At 69.6% G+C, this 19,246-nt stretch carries 16 protein-coding genes; 4 read left to right on the top strand and 12 right to left on the bottom strand.

What is annotated here, in order from left to right:
- Positions 1–34: 34 nt before the first annotated feature.
- Genes ACFJI0_RS04475 through ACFJI0_RS04460 form a run of 4 tightly spaced genes read right to left on the bottom strand, consistent with a single transcriptional unit; the run spans position 35 to position 4,519 of the window.
- Positions 35–955 (bottom strand): ABC transporter permease, encoded by a 921-nt coding sequence (locus tag ACFJI0_RS04475; protein WP_382160486.1) that lies wholly within the window; start codon positions 953–955, stop codon positions 35–37.
- Positions 956–962: 7 nt separating this feature from the next.
- On the bottom strand, positions 963–2,018 hold the full coding sequence (locus ACFJI0_RS04470) for an ABC transporter permease (RefSeq protein ID WP_382323584.1): 1,056 nt from the start codon (positions 2,016–2,018) through the stop codon (positions 963–965).
- Positions 2,005–3,549 (bottom strand): ABC transporter ATP-binding protein, encoded by a 1,545-nt coding sequence (locus ACFJI0_RS04465; protein ID WP_382323583.1) that lies wholly within the window; start codon positions 3,547–3,549, stop codon positions 2,005–2,007. Before ACFJI0_RS04465 ends, ACFJI0_RS04470 begins: the two co-directional genes overlap by 14 nt.
- A 25-nt stretch (positions 3,550–3,574) precedes the next feature.
- Complete coding sequence (locus ACFJI0_RS04460) at positions 3,575–4,519, bottom strand: LysR family transcriptional regulator (RefSeq protein ID WP_382160492.1); 945 nt, start codon at positions 4,517–4,519, stop codon at positions 3,575–3,577.
- Positions 4,520–4,613: 94 nt separating this feature from the next.
- Between ACFJI0_RS04460 and xdhA the strand changes: the two genes are divergently transcribed.
- Entirely contained in the window at positions 4,614–6,113 is a 1,500-nt protein-coding gene (xdhA, locus tag ACFJI0_RS04455; RefSeq protein WP_382323582.1) for a xanthine dehydrogenase small subunit, read from the top strand.
- Positions 6,110–8,506, top strand: coding sequence for a xanthine dehydrogenase molybdopterin binding subunit (xdhB, locus tag ACFJI0_RS04450; RefSeq protein WP_382323581.1), 2,397 nt, complete (start codon positions 6,110–6,112; stop codon positions 8,504–8,506). Before xdhA ends, xdhB begins: the two co-directional genes overlap by 4 nt.
- Here the strand turns inward: xdhB and ACFJI0_RS04445 are convergent.
- Positions 8,503–9,351 carry a hypothetical protein gene (locus ACFJI0_RS04445; protein WP_382323580.1) on the bottom strand — a complete coding sequence of 283 codons (849 nt, stop codon included), beginning with the start codon at positions 9,349–9,351 and terminating at the stop codon, positions 8,503–8,505. The genes xdhB and ACFJI0_RS04445 overlap by 4 nt on opposite strands.
- A gap of 103 nt (positions 9,352–9,454) precedes the next feature.
- On the opposite strand from ACFJI0_RS04445, the gene ACFJI0_RS04440 reads away from it, so the two are divergent.
- Positions 9,455–9,997 carry a hypothetical protein gene (locus ACFJI0_RS04440; protein WP_382323579.1) on the top strand — a complete coding sequence of 181 codons (543 nt, stop codon included), beginning with the start codon at positions 9,455–9,457 and terminating at the stop codon, positions 9,995–9,997.
- Between the two features lie 115 nt (positions 9,998–10,112).
- On the opposite strand, the gene ACFJI0_RS04435 is transcribed toward ACFJI0_RS04440, so the two are convergent.
- The 7 genes from ACFJI0_RS04435 to ACFJI0_RS04405 form a co-directional block, all read right to left on the bottom strand.
- Positions 10,113–11,150 (bottom strand): porin, encoded by a 1,038-nt coding sequence (locus tag ACFJI0_RS04435; protein WP_382323578.1) that lies wholly within the window; start codon positions 11,148–11,150, stop codon positions 10,113–10,115.
- 67 nt (positions 11,151–11,217) lie between these two features.
- Entirely contained in the window at positions 11,218–12,675 is a 1,458-nt protein-coding gene (locus ACFJI0_RS04430) for an aldehyde dehydrogenase family protein (protein ID WP_382323577.1), read from the bottom strand.
- A 50-nt stretch (positions 12,676–12,725) separates the two neighbouring features.
- On the bottom strand, positions 12,726–14,462 hold the full coding sequence (locus ACFJI0_RS04425) for a thiamine pyrophosphate-requiring protein (RefSeq protein WP_382323576.1): 1,737 nt from the start codon (positions 14,460–14,462) through the stop codon (positions 12,726–12,728).
- Between the two features lie 22 nt (positions 14,463–14,484).
- On the bottom strand, positions 14,485–15,465 hold the full coding sequence (locus ACFJI0_RS04420; RefSeq protein WP_382323575.1) for a Bug family tripartite tricarboxylate transporter substrate binding protein: 981 nt from the start codon (positions 15,463–15,465) through the stop codon (positions 14,485–14,487).
- 54 nt (positions 15,466–15,519) lie between these two features.
- A complete protein-coding gene (locus tag ACFJI0_RS04415) occupies positions 15,520–16,545 on the bottom strand; it encodes a 2Fe-2S iron-sulfur cluster-binding protein (protein WP_382323574.1) in 1,026 nt (341 codons plus the stop codon).
- The gene (locus ACFJI0_RS04410) at positions 16,542–17,018 is read right to left on the bottom strand and encodes an aromatic-ring-hydroxylating dioxygenase subunit beta (protein WP_382323573.1); all 477 of its coding nucleotides are present in this window, start codon (positions 17,016–17,018) and stop codon (positions 16,542–16,544) included. Before ACFJI0_RS04410 ends, ACFJI0_RS04415 begins: the two co-directional genes overlap by 4 nt.
- Positions 17,019–17,022: 4 nt before the next feature.
- Positions 17,023–18,285 (bottom strand): aromatic ring-hydroxylating dioxygenase subunit alpha, encoded by a 1,263-nt coding sequence (locus ACFJI0_RS04405; RefSeq protein ID WP_382323572.1) that lies wholly within the window; start codon positions 18,283–18,285, stop codon positions 17,023–17,025.
- Positions 18,286–18,418: 133 nt separating this feature from the next.
- Here ACFJI0_RS04405 and ACFJI0_RS04400 point away from each other — a divergent pair, with 133 nt between their 5' ends.
- Complete coding sequence (locus ACFJI0_RS04400) at positions 18,419–19,177, top strand: IclR family transcriptional regulator C-terminal domain-containing protein (RefSeq protein ID WP_382323571.1); 759 nt, start codon at positions 18,419–18,421, stop codon at positions 19,175–19,177.
- Positions 19,178–19,246: the final 69 nt, after the last annotated feature.

Here is a 19,246-nt window from a genome sequence, read left to right as displayed (position 1 = left end):
GGTGGAGCGGAAACTATGCAAAAAACAGAAAAGATTATGCGCCCGGGTAAAAGGGTTTTCCGATCGAGGACGGCATGTTGATGCGGATCCACGTCGGGTTGCGCGAGATCAGGACCAGCACGACGATGGTGGCGATGTAGGGCATCATGGTCAGGAACTGGCTGGGCACGTTGACGCCGATGCCTTGCAGGTGGAACTGCAGCATGGTCACGCCACCGAACAGGTAGGCCCCCAGCAGCACGCGGGCCGGCCGCCAGGTGGCGAAGGTGGTCAGCGCCAGCGCGATCCAGCCCTTGCCGGCGATCATGCCCTCCACCCAGAGCGGTGTGTACACGGTAGACACATAGGCACCGGCCAGGCCGCAGAGCGCGCCCCCGGCCATCACCGCCACCAGGCGGATGCGGCGCACCGGGTAGCCCAGCGCGTGCGAGGACTCGGGGCTCTCGCCCACGCTGCGCAGCACCAGGCCGGCGCGCGTGCGGTACAGGAACCAGATCAGGCCGATCACCAGCGCCACGCAGATATAGACCATGGGGTGGTGGCGGAACAGCGCGGGGCCGATCAGCGGGATGTCGCCCAGCAGCGGGATCGCGTGGCGGGTCTGCTCGGGCAGTTTTTCCTGCACGTAACGGGTGCCGGCGAAGGCCGAGAAGCCCGCGCCGAACAGGCTGAGCGCCAGGCCCGTGGCGTACTGGTTGGTGTTGAGCCAGATCACGAGGCCGCCGAAGATGGCCGCGAGCAGGGCCCCGGCCGCCATGCCGGCCGCGAAGCCCAGCGTGGTGCTGCCGGTGTGGACCACGGTGGCGAAGCCGGCCAGCGCGGCGCACAGCATCATGCCCTCGGCGCCGAGGTTGACGATGCCGGCTTTTTCGTTGATGAGCAGGCCCAGCGAAGCAATGGCCAGCACGGTGCCCGCGTTGAGCGAGGCGGCGATCAGGAGTGCGATGGATTCCATGTCTTGCTCACTTTTTCCAGACGAGGCGGTAGGCGATCAGGGTGTCGCAGGCCAGCAGCGCGAACAGCAGCAGGCCCTGGAACACCCCGGTGATCGACTTGGGCAGGCCCAGGCGCGACTGCGCGAGTTCGCCGCCGATGTAGAACATGCTCATGAGAATGGCCGAGAACACGATGCCCACCGGGTGCAGCCGCCCCACGAAGGCGACGATGATGGCCGCGAAGCCGTAGCCCGCCGGCACATAGGGCGTGAGCTGGCCGATCGGGCCGGCCACCTCCAGCGCGCCGGCCAGGCCGGCCGCGCCACCCGAGGTCAGCAGCGCGATCCACAGCGCCTTGCGCGAGGAAAAGCCCGCGTAGCGCGCCGCCGCGGGCGCCAGGCCGCCCACCAGCTGGGCATAGCCCGCGTAGGTGCGAAACAGGAAGACCCACACCGCCGCCACGCCGGCCAGCGCGATCAGCAGGCCGATGGTCACGCGAGAGCCCTGCATCAGCTTCGGGATCTGCGTGACCGACTCGAAGGTCTTGGTCTGCGGGAAGTTGTAGCCCATGGGGTCCTTCCACGGGCCATAGACCAGGAAGTTGAGCACCTGCACCGCCACGTAGACCAGCATCAGGCTCACGAGGATCTCGTTGGCGTTGAAGCGGTCGCGCAGCAGCGCGGTGATGCCGGCCCAGAACATGCCGCCCAGCACGCCGGCCACCAGCACGGCGGGCACGATCCACGCGCCGGTGCTTTTGTCGGCGGTGAGCGCCACGCCGGCCGCGAAGATCGCGCCGATGATGTACTGCCCCTCGGCGCCGATGTTCCACACGTTGGAGCGGAAACACACCGCCAGCCCGAGCGCGATGACGAGCAGCGGCGTGGCCTTCACCATGAGTTCGGACAGCGCGTAGGTGCTCTTGATCGGCTCCCAGAAGAACACCTGCAGGCCGCGCACCGGGTCCTTGCCCAGCACGGCGAACAGGATGACGCCGATCACCACGGTGATCAGCAGGGCCAGCAGCGGCGAGGCGTAGCCCCAGCGCGCCGAGGGTTGGGGACGGACTTCAAGCCGCAGCATGGGCGGTCTCCTCTTTCTTGTGGTGGGTGGCGGCCGTGTCCCAGAGCCCGGACATCCATTCGCCGATGCGCTCGATGGTGGCTTCGGCCCGGTCCAGGCTGGGCGACAGGCGCCCCTTGGCGATCACGTGCAGGCGGTCGCTGATCTCGAACAGCTCGTCGAGCTCCTCGCTCACCACCAGCACCGCGCAGCCCGCGTCGCGCAGCTTGAGGATCTCGCCGCGGATCTGCGCGGACGCGCCCACGTCCACGCCCCAGGTGGGCTGGCTCACGATGAGCAGCTTGGGCCTGGCCTCGATCTCGCGGCCGACGATGAACTTCTGCAGGTTGCCGCCCGAGAGCGACTTGGCCGCCGCGTCCGGCCCGTTGGCCTTGACCTTGTAGCGCGCGATGATGTCGGCCGCCTGCGCCTTGAGCGCGCCCACGCGGATCCAGCCGCCCGAGCCCAGCGCGTCCTTGCGCGAGAGCAGCAGGTTGTGCGACAGCGAGAGCGTGGGCACGGCGCCCCGGCCCAGGCGCTCCTCGGGCACGAAGTGCTGGCCCTGGGCGCGCCGCCGGCCCGGGCCGGCGTGCGACACGTCCTGCCCACCCAGGCGGATGCTGCCGGCCGGCGCGCGGCGGTCCTCGCCCGAGAGCGCGTAGAGCAGCTCGCTCTGGCCGTTGCCCGAGACGCCCGCGATGCCCACCACCTCGCCCGCGCGCACCGTGAGCGCGATGCCATTGAGGTGCGTGCCGAACGGGTCGTCGCTCTGCAGCGTGAGGCCGTTCACCTCCAGCACCGCCGCGCCGGCGTGCAGCTCGCGCACCTCCAGCGCGGGCGGTTCGGCGCCGATCATCAGGCGCGAGAGCGAGGCGTTGCTTTCCTGGCGCGGGTCGCACACGCCCGTGACCTGGCCGCCGCGCAGCACCGTGCAGGCGGTGCACAGCTCGCGGATCTCGTGCAGCTTGTGGCTGATGTAGAGGATGCTGCAGCCCTCGGCCGCGAGCTTGCGCAGCACCACGAAGAGCTTTTCCACCGCCTGCGGCGTGAGCACCGAGGTCGGCTCGTCCAGGATCAGCAGCTGCGGGTTGGTCAGCAGCGCGCGGATGATCTCCACCCGCTGCATTTCGCCCACCGAGAGCGTGTGCACCGGGCGCGAGGGGTCGATGTCCAGCCCGTACTCGGTGGCCTTGGCGGTGATGCTCGCGCTCACCTCGGGCAGCGTGAGCGACTTGTCCAGGCCGAGCCAGACGTTCTCGGCCACGGTGAGCGTGTCGAACAGGCTGAAGTGCTGGAACACCATGCTGATGCCCAGGGCGCGCGCCTCCTGCGGGTTGCGGATGTGCACCGGCCGGCCGTTGAACATCACCGTGCCCTCGTCGGGTTTCACCGAGCCGTAGATGATCTTCATCAGCGTGGACTTGCCGGCGCCGTTCTCGCCCAGCACGGCGTGCACCTCGCCGGGCTGCACGGTGAGCGAGACGCCGCTGTTCGCCACCACGCCCGGATATCGCTTGGTGATGCCGCTGAGTTGCAGTCGTGTCGTGGTCATGGGTCTCCTTCGTGGTCTTGTGGGGTCAGCTCTCGGCGTCGGGCCGCTTCAGCGAGGCGGCCACGCTCTTGACCTGCTCGCGCAGCCAGCGCCCGGCCTTGGAGGCGTGGGTGCGCTCGTGCCAGAGCTGGTAGTACATCATTCGCGGGAACTCCACCGGGCTGGGCAGCACCTTCACCGGCAGCACGCCGGTGAAACGGTCGCAGTACTGGCGCCCGGTGGTCAGCACCAGCAGGCTGCCGGCGACCATGGCCGGGATCAGCCCGAAATGCGGGCAGCGGGCGGTGATGTTGCGCACCAGGCCCAGGGTGGCCAGGTGCTCGTCCACGAAACCGCGCGCGCCGGGGTGGGTGGGCGTGGGTGCGATGTGCTCGGCGCCCAGCCAGGCCTCCACGTCCCAGCCCCGGCGCGCCGCCGGGTGCTGCTGGGAGACCAGGCAGACCACCTCGTCGCCGAACAGGCGGCCCAGGTGCAGGTCGTCGGGCGGCTGCGTCCAGTTGCCGATCACCACGTCCACGTCGCCCTGGGCCAGGTGGTTGCGGTAGTCGGAGTCGCGCGAGAGCGGGTGGATGTCGATCGGGCAGTTCGGCGCCTGGCTCTTGATCTGGGTCACCAGCTGCGGCAGGAACAGCGGGTCCATGTAGTCGCTGGCGGCGATGCTGAAGCTGTGGCGCGCGGTGGCGGGCTCGAAGCTGCGCGCGTCGGAGAACAGCACCTCGGCGCTGCGCAGGATGTCGGCCGCCGGCTCGATCATGCGCAAGCCCGCCACCGTGGGCACCATGCCCGAACCCGAGCGCACCAGAAGGGGGTCGCCGGCCATTTCGCGCAGGCGTTTGAGCGCCGCACTCACCGCCGGCTGGTACATGCCCAGGCGCAGCGCCGCGCGCGACACGCTGCGCTCGGTGAGCACGGTGTGGAGCACGCGGATCAGGTGCAGGTCAATCTTGTCGAACATGGACATGTATTTCATACCCTTGTCATATGCGACTGAATGGTGTTTTGGGCATTTTGGACATATGGCCGAGCATATGTTGTGCCAAGGGGGCAGCGCTATGCTGGCACGCATGAGCACCGAAATATCCGCACAAACCCTGACCTTCCTGCGCCGCGGCCAGCCCGTGACGCTGCGCCACGTGGCCCCCGACCGCACCTTGCTGGAGGTGCTGCGCGAAGACCTGCACTGCACCGGCACCAAGGAGGGCTGCGGCGAAGGCGACTGCGGCGCCTGCACCGTGGTGCTGGGCGAGGCGGTGGACGGGAAACTGGAATACAAGGCCATCAACAGCTGCATCCGGCTGGCGCACTCGGTGAACGGCCTGGCGGTCTGGACCGTGGAGGACCTGGCCAATGAAGAAGGCGAGCTGCACCCGGCGCAGGAAGCCATGGTGCAGTGCCACGGCAGCCAGTGCGGTTTCTGCACCCCGGGTTTCGTCATGAGCCTGTTCGGCATGTACCAGAACACCCAGGGCGGCCAGGGCATCGATCGCGCCCAGGCCCAGGCCGACCTCTCCGGCAACCTCTGCCGCTGCACCGGCTACCGGCCCATCCTGGACGCCGCGCAGCAGATGGGCGGCCTGCCGCTGCCCCAGGGCTGTGGCGTGAACGAGGCCGCCACCGTGGCGGCGCTCCAGTCGCTCAGGAAGAACCAGGAAGACGGCAGCACCTACCTGCGCCCGACCCGGCTGGCCGAGCTGCTGCGGCAGCGCGCCGCCCACCCCCGGGCCCAGGTGGTCGCGGGCTGCACCGACGTCGGCCTGTGGGTCACCAAGATGCACAAGCGCTTCGCTCAGGTGCTGGACGTGACCGCCGTGCGCGAGCTGCGTCGGGTGGAAGACTATCCCCACCACATCGCCATCGGCGCGGCCGTGACGCTCACCGACGCCTACGCCGCCCTGGTGAAAGACCGCCCCCAGCTCCAGACCTTCGCCCAGCGCTTCGCCGGCCTGCCGGTGCGCAACTCGGGCACGCTGGGCGGCAACGTGGCCAACGGCTCGCCCATCGGCGACTCCATGCCGCTGCTGATCGGCCTGGGCGCCAGCGTGGTGCTGATGCGCTGGGACGCGAAACGCGGCGCCATCGCCCACCGCGAACTGCGGCTGGAAGACCTCTACACCGGCTACCGCACCAACGTGATGCGGCCCGACGAACTGCTGGCCTGGATCAAGGTGCCCCGCCCCACGGCCGGGGAAACCTTCAAGGCCTACAAGATCAGCAAGCGCTTCGACGACGACATCTCCGCCGTCTGCCTCGCGATCCAGATGACGGTGACCGACGGCGTGGTGGCGCAGGTCTCCATCGGCGCGGGTGGTGTGGCCGCCACGCCGGCGCGCGCGTGCCAGACCGAAGCCGCCCTGCGCGGCCAGCCCTGGACGCCCGAAGCGGTGAAAGCCGCCGTGGCCGCGCTGCGCGCCGAGTTCCAGCCGATCTCCGACATGCGCGCCAGCGCCGCCTACCGACAGGCCGTGCTGGGCAACCTGCTGCAGCGCTTCTGGCTGGAGAGCCAGGGCCTGCAGCACATCAACCTGGAAAACCTCAACGCGGCAACGCTGGAGGCACTGGCATGAACGCACGCGACCCCAACAACCCCAACACACCCGCGCCGGTGGTGATCTCGTCCCGCGCGGACGCCGTCGCCCCGCCCGAGGATGTGGCCGAAGCCCGCCCCGCCACCCCCGTGCCGCCCGCGAGCCCGCGCGCGGCCGGTGTCTCGCGCTTCCATGAAAGCGCGCGCGCCCAGGTGGCCGGCGGCGCCACCTACATCGACGACATCCCCGAGGTGCGCGGCACGCTGCACGCCGCCCCGGTCTGCTCCCCCGTTCCCCACGGCCGGCTGCGCGGCGTGGACGCCTCGGCCGCCCTGGCCGTGCCCGGCGTGCGCGGCGTCTTCGGCGCCAGCGACATCCCCGGCGACCCCACGCTGGCCGCCTTCGCCCACGACGAGCCCGTGTTCGCCAGCGAGACGGTGCAGTTCACCGGCCAGGTGGTGGCCGTGGTCGTGGCCGACGACGTGATGACCGCGCGCCGCGCCGCGCGCCTGGTCAAGCTCGACATCGAGCCCCTGCCCGCCGTGCTCTCGGTGCACCAGGCCCATGCCCAGGCCAGCTACGTGCTGCCCCCGGTGCACGTGAAGCGCGGCGACGCGGCCGCCGCCCTCGCGCGCGCGCCCCACCAGCTCGAAGGCACGTTCGAGGTCGGCGGCCAGGAACACTTCTACCTGGAAGGCCAGATCGCCTACGTGCTGCCGCTGGAACAGAACCAGTGGTGGGTCTACTCCAGCACCCAGCACCCGGGCGAGGTGCAGCACTGGGTGTCGCACGCGCTGGGCATCGACAACCACGCGGTGACGGTGGAATGCCGGCGCATGGGTGGCGGCTTCGGCGGCAAGGAAACGCAGGCCGGCCACCTCGCGGTGTGGGCCGCCGTGGCCTCGCGCAAGCTGCAGCGCCCGGTCAAGCTGCGGCTGGACCGCGACGACGATTTCATGGTCACCGGCAAGCGCCACCCCTTCGCCTACCACTACCGCGTGGGCTTCGACGACACCGGTCTGCTCAGCGGGCTCGACCTGGAGATGCTGGCCAACTGCGGCTTCAGCGCCGACCTCTCCGGCCCCGTGGCCGACCGCGCGATCTTCCACGCCGACAACGCCTACTTCCTGGAAGACGTGACGATCTCCAGCTACCGCTGCAAGACCAACACCCAGAGCCACACCGCCTTCCGCGGCTTCGGCGGCCCGCAGGGCGTGATCGTGATCGAGCGCATCCTCAGCGACATCGCGCAGGCGCTCGGCAGGGACCCGCTGGACGTTCGCCTGCGCAACCTCTACGGCATCGAGAGCCGCAACGTCACGCACTACCAGATGGCGGTGGAGGACAACATCCTCGAGCCGCTCATGACCACGCTGGCGCAGACCAGCCGCTACCGCGAGCGGCGCGGCCAGATCGCGGCCTGGAACGCGGACAGCCCGGTCATCAAGAAAGGCATTTCGCTCACGCCGGTGAAGTTCGGCATCAGCTTCACCGCCACGCTGTTCAACCAGGCCGGCGCGCTGGTGCACGTGTACACCGACGGCAGCGTGCAGGTGAACCACGGCGGCACCGAGATGGGCCAGGGCCTCAACACCAAGGTCGCCGCCATCGTGGCCGACGAGCTGGGCGTGCCCTTCGAGCGCGTGCTCTCCACCGCCTCCGACACCAGCAAGGTGCCCAACGCCAGCGCCACCGCCGCCTCCAGCGGCACCGACCTCAACGGCCGCGCCGCGCAGTTCGCCGCGCGCCACGTGCGCGACAACCTCGCGGCCTTCGTCGCCGGGCTGGACGGCTGCGGCGCGGGCGCGGTGCGCTTCGAAGGCGGCCAGGTGATCACGCCCAAGACCACGCGCAGCTTCGAGGAGGTGGTGCACGCGGCCTACGCCAACCGCATCCAGCTCTGGAGCGACGGCTTCTACCGCACGCCCAAGATCCACTACGACAAGACCACCCTCACCGGCCGGCCCTTCTACTACTTCGCCTACGGCGCGGCGGTCACCGAAGTGGCGATCGACACGCTCACCGGCGAGAGCCGCGTGCTCAAGGTGGACATCCTGCACGACGTGGGCCACAGCATCAACCCGGCGATCGACATCGGCCAGATCGAAGGCGGCTTCGTGCAGGGCATGGGCTGGCTCACCACCGAGCAATTGGTCTGGAACGACAAGGGCTACCTGCAGACCCACGCGCCCAGCACCTACAAGATCCCGGCCACCGGCGACATCCCCGCGCACTTCAAGGTCGAACTCTGGCCCGAGGCCAACCGCGAGGACAACGTGCACGGCAGCAAGGCCGTGGGCGAGCCGCCCTTCATGCTGGCGATCAGTGTGTTCGAGGCGCTGCGCGACGCGGTCGCCCAGGCCGGCGGCCGGCCCGGGGCAATGAACGCACCGGGCACGGCGGAAGAGGTATTGAAGGCGGTGGGCGCTTAGACAAAGGGCCGTTGCCGCTGCCCCACCTTGAAGGTGTTCAGCGGTTGAAGATTGGGCGGCGTGATGCGGTTGACCATGACGCCACCTCCGTCGTTTCCGATCCCGCCGTGCTCCTCCGCACCCACATCGAAATCATCGAGGGCTTCGTGCTGGTTGTCGTTGCCCACTGCCTGAGTTTCAGCGCCATTGTCGGCCGCGTTGTGCTCTGGCTGTTGCGCCCCGCCCCGATGGAGTTCAACCGGCTCCACGGGCAGGCGAGGCACAGAGCTGATGCCAGAGGAACTGCCCTCCCTCTCGATGGGAACCGGTGACCCGTTCCCATGGTGCCTTTGCAACCGTTGCGGCAGGGACAGGTTGCTCACGGAATGCTCGATGAACCCGGTGAGGGGTGCCTCCTCCTGCCGGTCCATACACCCAAGAATGAAGGTCATCAGCCAGAAGATGCCGATTTCGATGCCATCGAACAGGGCGACAAAATCATGGAAGCCCACAGAATCCGAACCGCGCTGGCACAGGTTGTTGGGAGACAAGCCTTGGTGCATGTGGTGCTTCCAGGCCGCCAGCAGCAGGCCTTCGCCAACGGCCTGAACGCCGTGCGTGATGCCCTTGGTGTGCAGGCCGACAAAGGGTTGGGGATCGTGCTGGTGCCAGCTTTTGAACGCGACCTGGGTGAGGTAGCCAATCGTGAGCGAGGCCAGCAGGTCGGTGACCGCGAACAGCCCGGTTTGCAGGCTGTTGCCCCAGACGTCGGGCAGTTGCCGTTGCCCGCTGCGGCGAACGGGGGGAAGCTGGCTCGACAGAAGCAGCCCCATCTGATCGAACGAGCACACCACCAGGGTCACCATGAGAATCCACAGATGGACGCGGCCAGGGGCCTTCAGGGTTCTCAGCCCCAGGCGCTGCTTCGCCGCCGGAATGCGCGGCGTCGCGCAACGCGAACCGCACCCCATGCTGCACCGTTCGATTGACCAGCTCGGCGGCCACGCGTTTTTCGTAGGTCAGGTCGCCACCGCCATCGCAAAACGCGTGCTCCATGGCGGTTTGAACAGCGGTGCCCGCGATGTAGCCCAGGAAGTTCGCAAAGGCGATCGCCACCGCATCGCGAAAAATGGGGCCGTGTTGAGGCCCCTCCCCGAGCATCGCCAGCACCTCATCCACCCGACTGCCCAGGCGGCCAGGGTCATGCGGGCCGTGCAGGTTCTCCAGCCCGTCCAGCGCGCGGTTCAGGTGGCGAATCAACTCCTCGCCGCTTCTGAAGTCCCCGCGGAAAGAAAGAGGCTCCTTCTGATAGTGGCGCTGGAGTTGCTGCAGCAGTTCAAGGTCGGGTTGCTCTCCGAGGAGGAGAAGCCCGGCCTCTCTCTTCAACCTGGGCCAGTCTTCGGGCAGCCAGTGCTGTTCGCACATGCGGTCAAACCGTTGTGCCAGATTGACGGCCGTCAAATCGGGACGGATGGGTTGAACGCGCTGAAAAGAAGGGCTCGTCATGCTTGAGGTTGGGGTCGCATCGAGGTGCGCGCGGGCACCAACGAGGTCCTTTAGTGGCAGCGTCCCAACGACGGTTCGGCCATGGCCGGCGACCGGGGCGTTCTCGCCCCGGCCTCTTTCATCAGAACGTGTGGCGCATGCCCACCTGGATGCCGCGCAGGTCCTGGCCGAGCGCGGGCACGCGGGTGCCCATGTCCTGACTGGACGGGAACATCGCGATGCGCGAGGCGCCGCTGTTGTTCAGCAAGGCGGCCGAGGTGTAGAGCATGGTGCGCTTGGAGAGGTTGTGCGCATAGCCCACGGCGAACAGGGAGGCGTCGCCGGTGGCGCGCTGGTTCTGGATCCAGGAGGCGCGGAACTCGCCCGCGCCCACCGGCACCGTCAGGCCCAGCAGGTACCCCTTGGCCGAGGCCAGGCTGTCGACCTTGTTGTGCTGCAGGTAACCGAACAGCTTGAAGCCGTCGAAGCGGTAGGTGGCGCCCAGGCCGGTGGTCTGGCTGAACACATAACCCGCGCCCGGCGCGCCGATGGTGGCCCGGGCCACCTCGATGCGGTCGGTCGCCAGGCCGACGTACAGGCGGTCGGCCGTGTACTCGGCGCTGGCCGCGAGGTTCTTGTTCGGCGTGTCTTCGCGCATCTGGACCAGCAGCCGCATGTTCAGGCCGCCGAACAGCGTGGGCGAAAGGTACTGCACCGAGTTGGGCAGCATGGGCGTGTAGCCGCGCACCGCCGAGCCCTGCAGCATCGACAGCTGGGCGCCGGTCTGCGCGCGGGCAAAGGGATCGGTCTTGCCGGTGAGGAAGATGAAGGGGCTCCAGTGCGCGCCGAGTTCGATCGCACCGAGCTTGGCGTCGCGCAGGCCGACGTAGGACTCGCGGTTGAAGAACGCGGTGGTGCTGGACTGCATGCCGGTGTCGGCCTGGAAGCCGCTCTCGAGCTTGAAGTAGGCCGACAGGCCGCCGCCGAGCTGTTCGGTGCCGCGCAGGCCGAACAGCGAGGTGTCGCTGCTCAGGGTCTTGCGGGTGCCGGACTCGCCCTGGTATTTGATGGCGTTGACGCCCAGGTCGATGCGGCCGTACAGCTCGACGCTGGACGTCTGCGCCGACGCGATCAAAGGCAGCAGCGCGAAGGGAATGGCGCCGAGTGCGTGGAACCTCATGGGGTGTGTCTCCAAGGATGTTGTGGGTGGGTGGATCGAGGTGTGCCCGCTCAGCGCGGCGGCGGCCTCACGCCGGTGCGTTCACCACATGCGCCTGCATGTAGTGCTTGAGGCCCTGGGCGGCGTACTCGCTGCCCAGGCCCGATTGCTTGGCACCCCCGAAGGGGATCTGGGCATCGAGCCAGAGGTGCTGGTTGACGCTGGCGGTGCCGACCTCGAGCCGCGCCGCGACGCGGGCCGCGGCGGGCACATCGCGGCCCCAGACCGAGCCGGTGAGCCCGTAGGGGCTGGCGTTGGCGCGTTGCACCGCCTCGTCCACGTCGGTGAAGCTCAGCACCGGCAGCACCGGGCCGAAGGGCTCCTCGGCCACCAGGCGGCTGTCGTCCGCGAGGCCGCTGACCACGGTGGGCGCGATGAAATAGCCTTCCCGGTCCAGCGCCTGCGCACCCGCATGGAAGCGCGCACCGCGCTCGCGCGCGTCGTCGAGGATGCCGAGCACGATGCGGTGCTGCGCCGCGTTCTGCACCGGGCCGAGCACCACGCCCGGCTCGAAGCCGCCGCCCACCGCCACCGCTTTCGCCCGCTGGGCCAGGGCCTCGCACACCGCGCCATGCAGGCGCTCGTGCACGTACAGGCGCTTGATCGCCATGCAGATCTGGCCGCTGTTGGCGAAGGCGGCGTTGAACAGCGGCTGCGCGATGGCCTCGGGGTCGGCATCGGGCAGCACGATGGCGGCGTCGTTGCCGCCGAGTTCGAGCGTCAGGCGCTTGAGCGTGCCGGCGCTGCTGGCCATGACCTTCCTGCCGGTGGCCGCCGAGCCGGTGAAGCTGATCTTCTGGATGTCCGGGTGCTCCGCGAGCGCGCGGCCCAGGTCGTTGCCGCCGGAGACCATGTTGAGCGTGCCGGCGGGCAGCAAGGCCTGCGCGCGCTGCGCGAAGCGCAAGGCGCTCAGCGGCGTGTAGGGCGAGGGCTTGACCACGATGGTGTTGCCCGTGAGCAAGGCGTGCACGATCTTCGGCACGCACAGCACCAGCGGCATGTTCCAGGGCGTGATCGCGCCCACCACGCCGAGCGGGCGGTGGTGCAGCTCGACGCGGCCCTGGGCGTCCTCGCGCAGGGTTTCCACCGGCACGTCGAGCGCCACCAGGCGCTGCAGCTGCGCCGCCGCGCGGGCCACCTCGTCGCGGGCGCGCGGCAGCGGTTTGCCCTGCTCCAGCGTGATCAGCCAGGCCAGCGACTCCAGGTCCTGCAGCAGCAGGTCCGCCAGCGCCAGCAGCTTCTGGCGCCGCTCGGCCCAGGGCCGCGCGGCCCAGGCGGGCTGCGCGCGCCGCGCGGCGGCCACGGCCTCGTCGAGCTGGGCCAGCGAGGCCTCGGGGGCGGTCGCGAAAGGCTGGGCGGTGGCGGGGTCGATGACCTCGAACCGGCTTTCGCCCTCGCGCGCCTGGCCGTCGATCGACAGCATCAGGGGGGTGTCGTCCAAACGCAGGGTGCGCAAGGCCTCGGCACGCATCGGATGGTGCTCCATGGAATTCCTTTCGGGGGCTCGCGCCCCGCGGGTCGTGGGGTCGGCGGGCGTTACTCGCCGATGACGTTGAGCAGGGCCTGCCGGCCCTCGACCTGCACCGCGTGCAGGGCGCGCCGGAGCGCGGGCATGAGGTCTTCACGCCGTGTCACGCGCTCGCCGTGACCGCCGGAGGCCTCGGCGTAGCGCTCGAAATCGGGCACGGGCCGCAGCGAGGACAGCGGCTCCGGCCGGCGCTCCCGGGCCTGCCGCGCGGCGTGGCCCTGGGGGTACATGCCGGTGGCGGCCTTCTGCACGCCTTCCCAGCCTTCGTTGTTGAACACCACCGTGAGCACGGGCAGGCCGTGCATCGCGGCGGCGTGGTGGCAGGCCGCGGGGTTGGCGAACAGGTAGGCGCCATCGCCCACCACGCAGATCACGGTGCGCCCCGGGGCCGCCTGCTGCGCACCCAGCGCGGCGGGCAGGCCCCAGCCCAACCCGCCCGAGGACGGCAGCTGGAAGAAGCCGCCGGCTTCCTCGAAACCCATCTGCTCGCGCACGGCCGAGTACTCGTTGACCAGGATCGCGTCGCGCGGCCGCACGGCCTCGAGGCAGCGCGAGAGGAACAGCTTGCTGATGGCGCCGCCGCGCGCCTCGTCGCGCTGCGCGCGGGCCGCGATCTCGCCACGCACCGCCGCGCCGATCGCCTGCGCGCGCTGGCGGCGCCGCTCGGCCTGCGAGAGCGCGCCCACGGCTTCGAGCGCGGGGCCCAGCGCGGCCAGCAGCGCGCTGGCGTTGGTGGTGATGCAGAGGTCGGACGGGAAACTGCGCATCGGGTAGCGCTCGAAGAGCGGGTCGCTGCCCGCGAGCGCCACGAAGGCGCCCGGCCGGGGCGTGGCGACGGCGGGAATCCAGGGCACGTCCGTTTCGAGGAACAGCAGCGCGTCGGCGTGCGGCAGCACCGCGCCCATCTCGTAACCCAGGTGCAGCGGGTGCGAGGACGGAAAGCTCACGTAGCGCGGCCGGTTCTCGGCCACGCCGATGCCGAAGCGGTCCGCGAGTTCGCTGAGCTGGGCCACGGTCTGCGGGTCCGCGCCGCTGCTGGTGCAGACGATGACCGGGCATTCGGCCGCGGCCAGCGCGCGCGCCAGGGCCAGCACGGCCTCGGGATCGGGGTGGGCGGCCGAGGCCACCGGCACCTGGCCACCCACGCGGCAGGCGGCGTGCGGCTGGGCCAGCACCTCGCGCGGCAGCGTGAGGTAGACCGGGCCGCGCGGCTCGGTGCTCGCCACGCCCAGCGCACGGTCCACCACCTCGGCCACGTGGTGGCCGTCGCGCAACTCGTAGTCCCACTTGACCAGCTCGCGCACCATGGCCCCCTGGTCGAACATCTCCTGCGCCCAATGGACCTCGTGGGTGCGCGAGCCGGCGCGGCCCTGTTCGAACCAGGGCGTGCGCCCGGCCGCGAGCAGCAGCGGCACCTGCGCGCGGATCGCGTTGAACAGCCCGCACACCGCGTTGGCCGTGCCCACGCTCACGTGCAGCATCACCGCCTGCGGGCGGCGCGCCACCATGTAGAAGCCGTGCGCCATGCCGATGGCGAGGTTCTCGTGCCCGATGAGCACCGGCTCGGGCAGCACCAGGCCGGCCTCGGCGGCGCGCGCATAGGCCTCGATCACGGGCGCGGTGTCGGTGCCCGCGCCCACGTAGAAATGGTCCACACCGCGGTCCTTGAGCAGCACGAGGAAGGCCTCGGCCACGGATTCGGTGCACACGGTCCGGGCGGCGTCCGCCGGCAATGCCTGGTTCATGGTGAGGTCCTGTGTCCTGGCATCAGTCCAGCGTGATCTGCGCCGAATCGATCACCTTCTTCCAGCGCGCCGACTCCTCGCGCAGCATCGCGGCGGTGGCCTCGGGCGTGCTGCCCACCGGGTCGGCGCCCAGCGCCTCGAACTGCTTGACCACGTCGGGCATCTTCACGATGGCCGCGACTTCCCTGGCCAGGGTCTGCGCGATGGCCGGCGGCGTGCGCTCGGGCGCGACCAGCGTGACCCAGGTGCCCGACTCGAAGTTCGGCACACCGGCTTCGTGCATGGTCGGCACGTCGGGGATGAAGCCCACGCGCTCCTTGGTGGCCGAGGCCAGGATGCGCACGCGCTTGCTCTGGTGGAAGGGCAGCGTGGTCGTCACGTTGTCGAACATCAGGTCCACGGTGCCGGCCATCAGATCGGTCAGGGCCGGCGCGGAGCCCCGGTAGGGCACGTGGACCATCTTGATGCCCAGGCGGCTCTCGAAGTACAGCGCGGTCAGGTGCGAGGTGCTGCCATTGCCCTGCGAGGCGAAGCTGAGCTTGCCCGGGTTGGCCTTGGCGTAGTCGATCAGCTCCTGCAGGTTGCGCGCCTTCACCGAGGGGCCCACCACGATCACGTTGGGCATGTTGGCGATGGTGGTGATCGGCACGAACTTGCGCGCGTCGTAGTTGATGCTCTTGTAGAGGTTGAAGTTGATCGCCAGCGGCCCGGGCGGGCTGGCGAACAGGGTGTAGCCATCGGGCGCGGAGCGCGCCACGTGCGCGCCGCCGATGTTGCCGCCCGCGCCGGGCTTGTTGTCGACGATCACGCTCTGCTGGAAGCGCGCGCGCAGCTTGTCGGCCACGATGCGCGCGATCGAGTCGGTGGTGCCCGCCGCAGGAAACGGCACGACGACGGTGACGAGCTTGTTCGGGTAGGGGCCGTCCTGGGCGGCGCCCGGCAGGGCGAAGGACAGCAGCGCGGCGGCGCACAGGGCGAGGCGGGTGAAGGGGCGGCGGTTCATGGGGTTGTCTCCGGTGTTGGGTCGGGGTCGGTGGGATCGGATCGGGAAACGCGTTTACATCGCCACGTCCTGGGAAGGCGCGAAGGCGTCGCAATAGAAACGGGCCGGGTCGAGGCCGCGCTGCGCGAAGGCCTCGCGCGCCGCCGCCACCATGGCGGGCGAGCCGCAGGCGTAGACCTCGTGGCCGCTGAGGTCCGGCAGATCTTCGACCACCGCCTCGTGCACCCGGCCGGTGCGCCCGCTCCAGCCGCCGTCGGCAGCGGCGGCCGCGGAGACCACGGGCACGTAACTCGTCTTGCCCGCGTCGGCCCAGCGCTGGGCCAGCGCGTGGCGGTACAGCAGCTCGGGCGTGCGCGCGCCCACGTAGAGGTGCAGGCGGCGCTGGGTGCCTTTCTTCAGCAGTTCCTCGAGGATGGACTGCACCGGCGCGAAGCCCGTGCCACCCGCGACGAACACGATCGGGGCCTCGCTCTCGCGCAGGTAGAAATCGCCCAGGGGCAGGCGCAGCCGCACCGGGTCGCCCGGCTGCAGCTGGTGGAAGACCTGCTCGGCGAAGCGCCCGCCTTCGAGGTAGCGGATGTGCAGCTCCACGCCGTCGCTCTGCTGCGGCGGGTTGGCCATGGAGAAGCTGCGCTCCTGCCCGTCGTCGAGCAGCACCCGCAGGTACTGCCCGGCGCGGAACTTCGCGCGCACGCCGGCCGGAAAGCGCAGCTTGAGCACGGCCACCTCGGCGGCCGGGCGTTCGATGCGCAGCACCTTGGCGGTGATCACCTTCTCGCTCGCCAGGTCGCGCCGGTGCACCTCGCGCGGGGCGATGCGCAGGTCGGAGCAGGGCCGCACGCGGCACAGCTTCACCGCCGAGGCGGGGCCTTCCTGTTGCGGGCCCAGGTCCTGGCGGCCCGGCGTCACGAACGTGCCGCTGAGCACCTCGCCTTCGCAGCTGCCGCACACCCCCGCGCGGCACGACGCGGGCAAGGCCCAGCCGGCGCGCTCGGCGGCCGCGAGCACGGACTCGTGCGCGGCGCACTCGAAGTCCAGCGCCTCGTCGGCGGTGGTGATGCGGTACACGGCGGTGCTCACAGCGGGATGGCCAGCAGGGTGTCAAAGACCGAGCTGTCGCAGACCACCACGCGGCGGGCGATCTTGAGTTCGCCGTCGCCCTCGATGCGCAGTTCGTCGTGGTAGCAGCCGGTGACGAAGACCTGGCTGGTGCCGTTGCGCATCACGCGGTAGACCGCGAAGGGCGTGCGCGTGCGCACGGTCTGGCCCTCGGTGGCCAGGTGGGCCGGCACGGAGACGATGTGGCGGTAGCTGTGGCGCTCGTAGATGTTGGCTTCGCGCAGGCCCGAGACGCGGTCTTTCAGCATGCCCCGCGAGTCGGCGAAGATCAGGCCGGCGTCCCAGCCGCGCGCGTGGTTTTCCAGCGTGGTGATGCTGTAGAAGCAGTCGGGCGTGAAGAAGTCGGGCCAGGCTTCGAGCCGGTCGGCGTCGATGCAGTCGGCGTAGGCGGCGTTGAGCAGGCTCACGGCCAGGTGGAGTTCAAGGCGGTTCATCGGCTCAGATCCCCATGTGGGCCCGGTAGGCCTTCCAGAAACCGCGCACCGAGGCTTCGGTGGCGCGCGTGTCCTGCGTTTCGGTGCTGGTGCCGCCCATCTGCACGATGGCCGCGTCCTCCTGCGCCGACACCGTGCCGCGCTGCACGAAGCCGCCGACGCAGCCGTCCTCCATCGAGACCAGGCCGGCGGGCCCGATCAGGTTGCACTGCTTGAGCCGCGCGTAGCGCATCTCGGGCGTGTCGTCGACGAAACCGATGTAGGTCCAGTTCAGCGCGGTCTGGTTCACGCCCTGGGGCAGCACCTGGCGCACCACGATGCTGTTCCAGATCTGACCGAGCACGAAGCCGGGAAACACCGAGAGGATCTGCAGCGTGATGCCGTCGCCCACCTCGTCCGTGCCTTCGAGAAAGCTCGGGTCGTTCAGGCGGTACTGCTCGTTGTCCGATCGGATGCCCTGGTCGCGGTACTCCGAGCCGGCATCTTCGGTCTTGTCGATCATGGAGTAGCTCACGTGGCTGCCGCCGTCGTCCGAGACGATCAGGCCGCCGCGCTGCGTGAGGCGGTTGACCTCGAAGGTCGTGAGGAAGAGGTGCAGCAGGCTGGCGTGGTAGCTGTCCTTCACGTTCTCGAAGTACAGCTTCCAGTTGTTGGGCAGCGCCTGCGTGAAGCGGCCCAGGATCTGCAGCGGCTTGTCGCGCAGCACGCGCTGGATGCGCCCGAGCACGGCCTCGCCGATGTACTCCTCGATCGGCGGCACGTCGTCGCTGAAGCTGCCGAACACCAGGCCGCAGACGGTGGACACGCGCAGCTTGCGCGGCGAATGCGCTTCCTTGCAGAAGCCTTCGGGCATGCCGCCCTTGCCGCTCACGCCGCCTTCGAAGGCCACGCCCGTGAGGTTGCCCTGCAGGTCGTAGGACCAGGCGTGGTAGACGCAGGAGAAGTTCTCGGCATCGCCAGCGTTCTCCAGGCAGATCAGCGCGCCGCGGTGCGAGCAGCGGTTCTCGAACGCGTAGAGCTCGCCGTCGTGGTCGCGGGCCACCACCACCGGCGTCTCGCCGGCGAAGGTGCTGACGTAGTCGCCCGCCTGCTGCAGCTCGGCCTCCAGGCAGAGGTAGTTCCAGGTGGCGCCCTGGTAGATGCGGTCCTGCTCGCGCTGGCGGATCGCCTCGTCGCGGTAGATCCAGTAGGGGATGCGGGTCAGGCCGCCTTCGGGCCAGGTCCGCGGGGCCGTCAGGCCGCTGATGTCGATGGGTGCTTCTTGCATGGTCTCTGTTCAGTGCGCATTGCGCACATCGTTCGTTGGGGCGGTGTGTGGGGCAAATTATCGAAGCATCACCGACATGAATCAATGCAGCCTGGGTTAAAGTCCGCAATGCGCACTTTTTTGGAGAGACGGCATGAAACTGGAACGACGCGACTTCGTGGCCTCGCTGGAAAGCGGGCTGGCCGTGATCGAGGCCTTCGATGCGCAGCACACCCGCCTCACGCTGACCGAGGTGGCGCAGCGCACCTCGCTCACCCGCGCCGCCGCGCGGCGCTACCTGCTCACGCTGACCAAGCTGGGTTACGCCGACTACGACGGCAAACACTTCTCGCTCGACCTGCGCGTGCTGCGCCTGGGCTATGGGCTGCTGTCGGGTGCGCCGCTGCCGCGCAAGGCACAGCCCGTGCTCGACACCGTGGGCTGGCAGACCGACGAAGTGACCTCGGTGGCCGTGCTCGACGAGACCGCCGTGGTCTTCGTGGCGCGCTCGCAGAGCCGCCGCGTGTTCTCGCCCACCGTCGGGGTGGGCACGCGGCTGCCGGCCTATTGCTCCTCGGCCGGCCGCGCCCTGCTCGCGCACCGCAGCGATGCCGAGGTGCTGCTGCTGCTCGGGCACAGCCCGCTGCAGCAGTTCACGCCGCACACACGCGCCACGCCGCGCGCGGTGCTCGAGGCGGTGCACCAGGCCCGCGCGCAGGGCTATGCGATCAGCGACGAGGAGTACGAGATCGGCCTGCGCTCCATCGCGGTGCCGGTGCCCAACGCGCACGGCCGCGTGGACGTGGCGATGACCGCCAGCGTGCAGTCCGGCCGCATGACGCCCGCGCAGATGGTGGAGCAGCTGCTGCCCCCTTTGCTGGAAGGCGCGAAGTCGCTTTCCGCCTTGCTGTGAGGTGGATTGACCCGATTTGGGTCGAAATTTGATCTTGTCGGGTCGAATTCGACCGCATAGCATGCGTCT

The organism is Hydrogenophaga sp. UC242_53, from assembly GCF_042696965.1.
Lineage (GTDB): Bacteria > Pseudomonadota > Gammaproteobacteria > Burkholderiales > Burkholderiaceae_C > Hydrogenophaga.
This window is presented reverse-complemented; position numbering and strand designations above follow the sequence as displayed.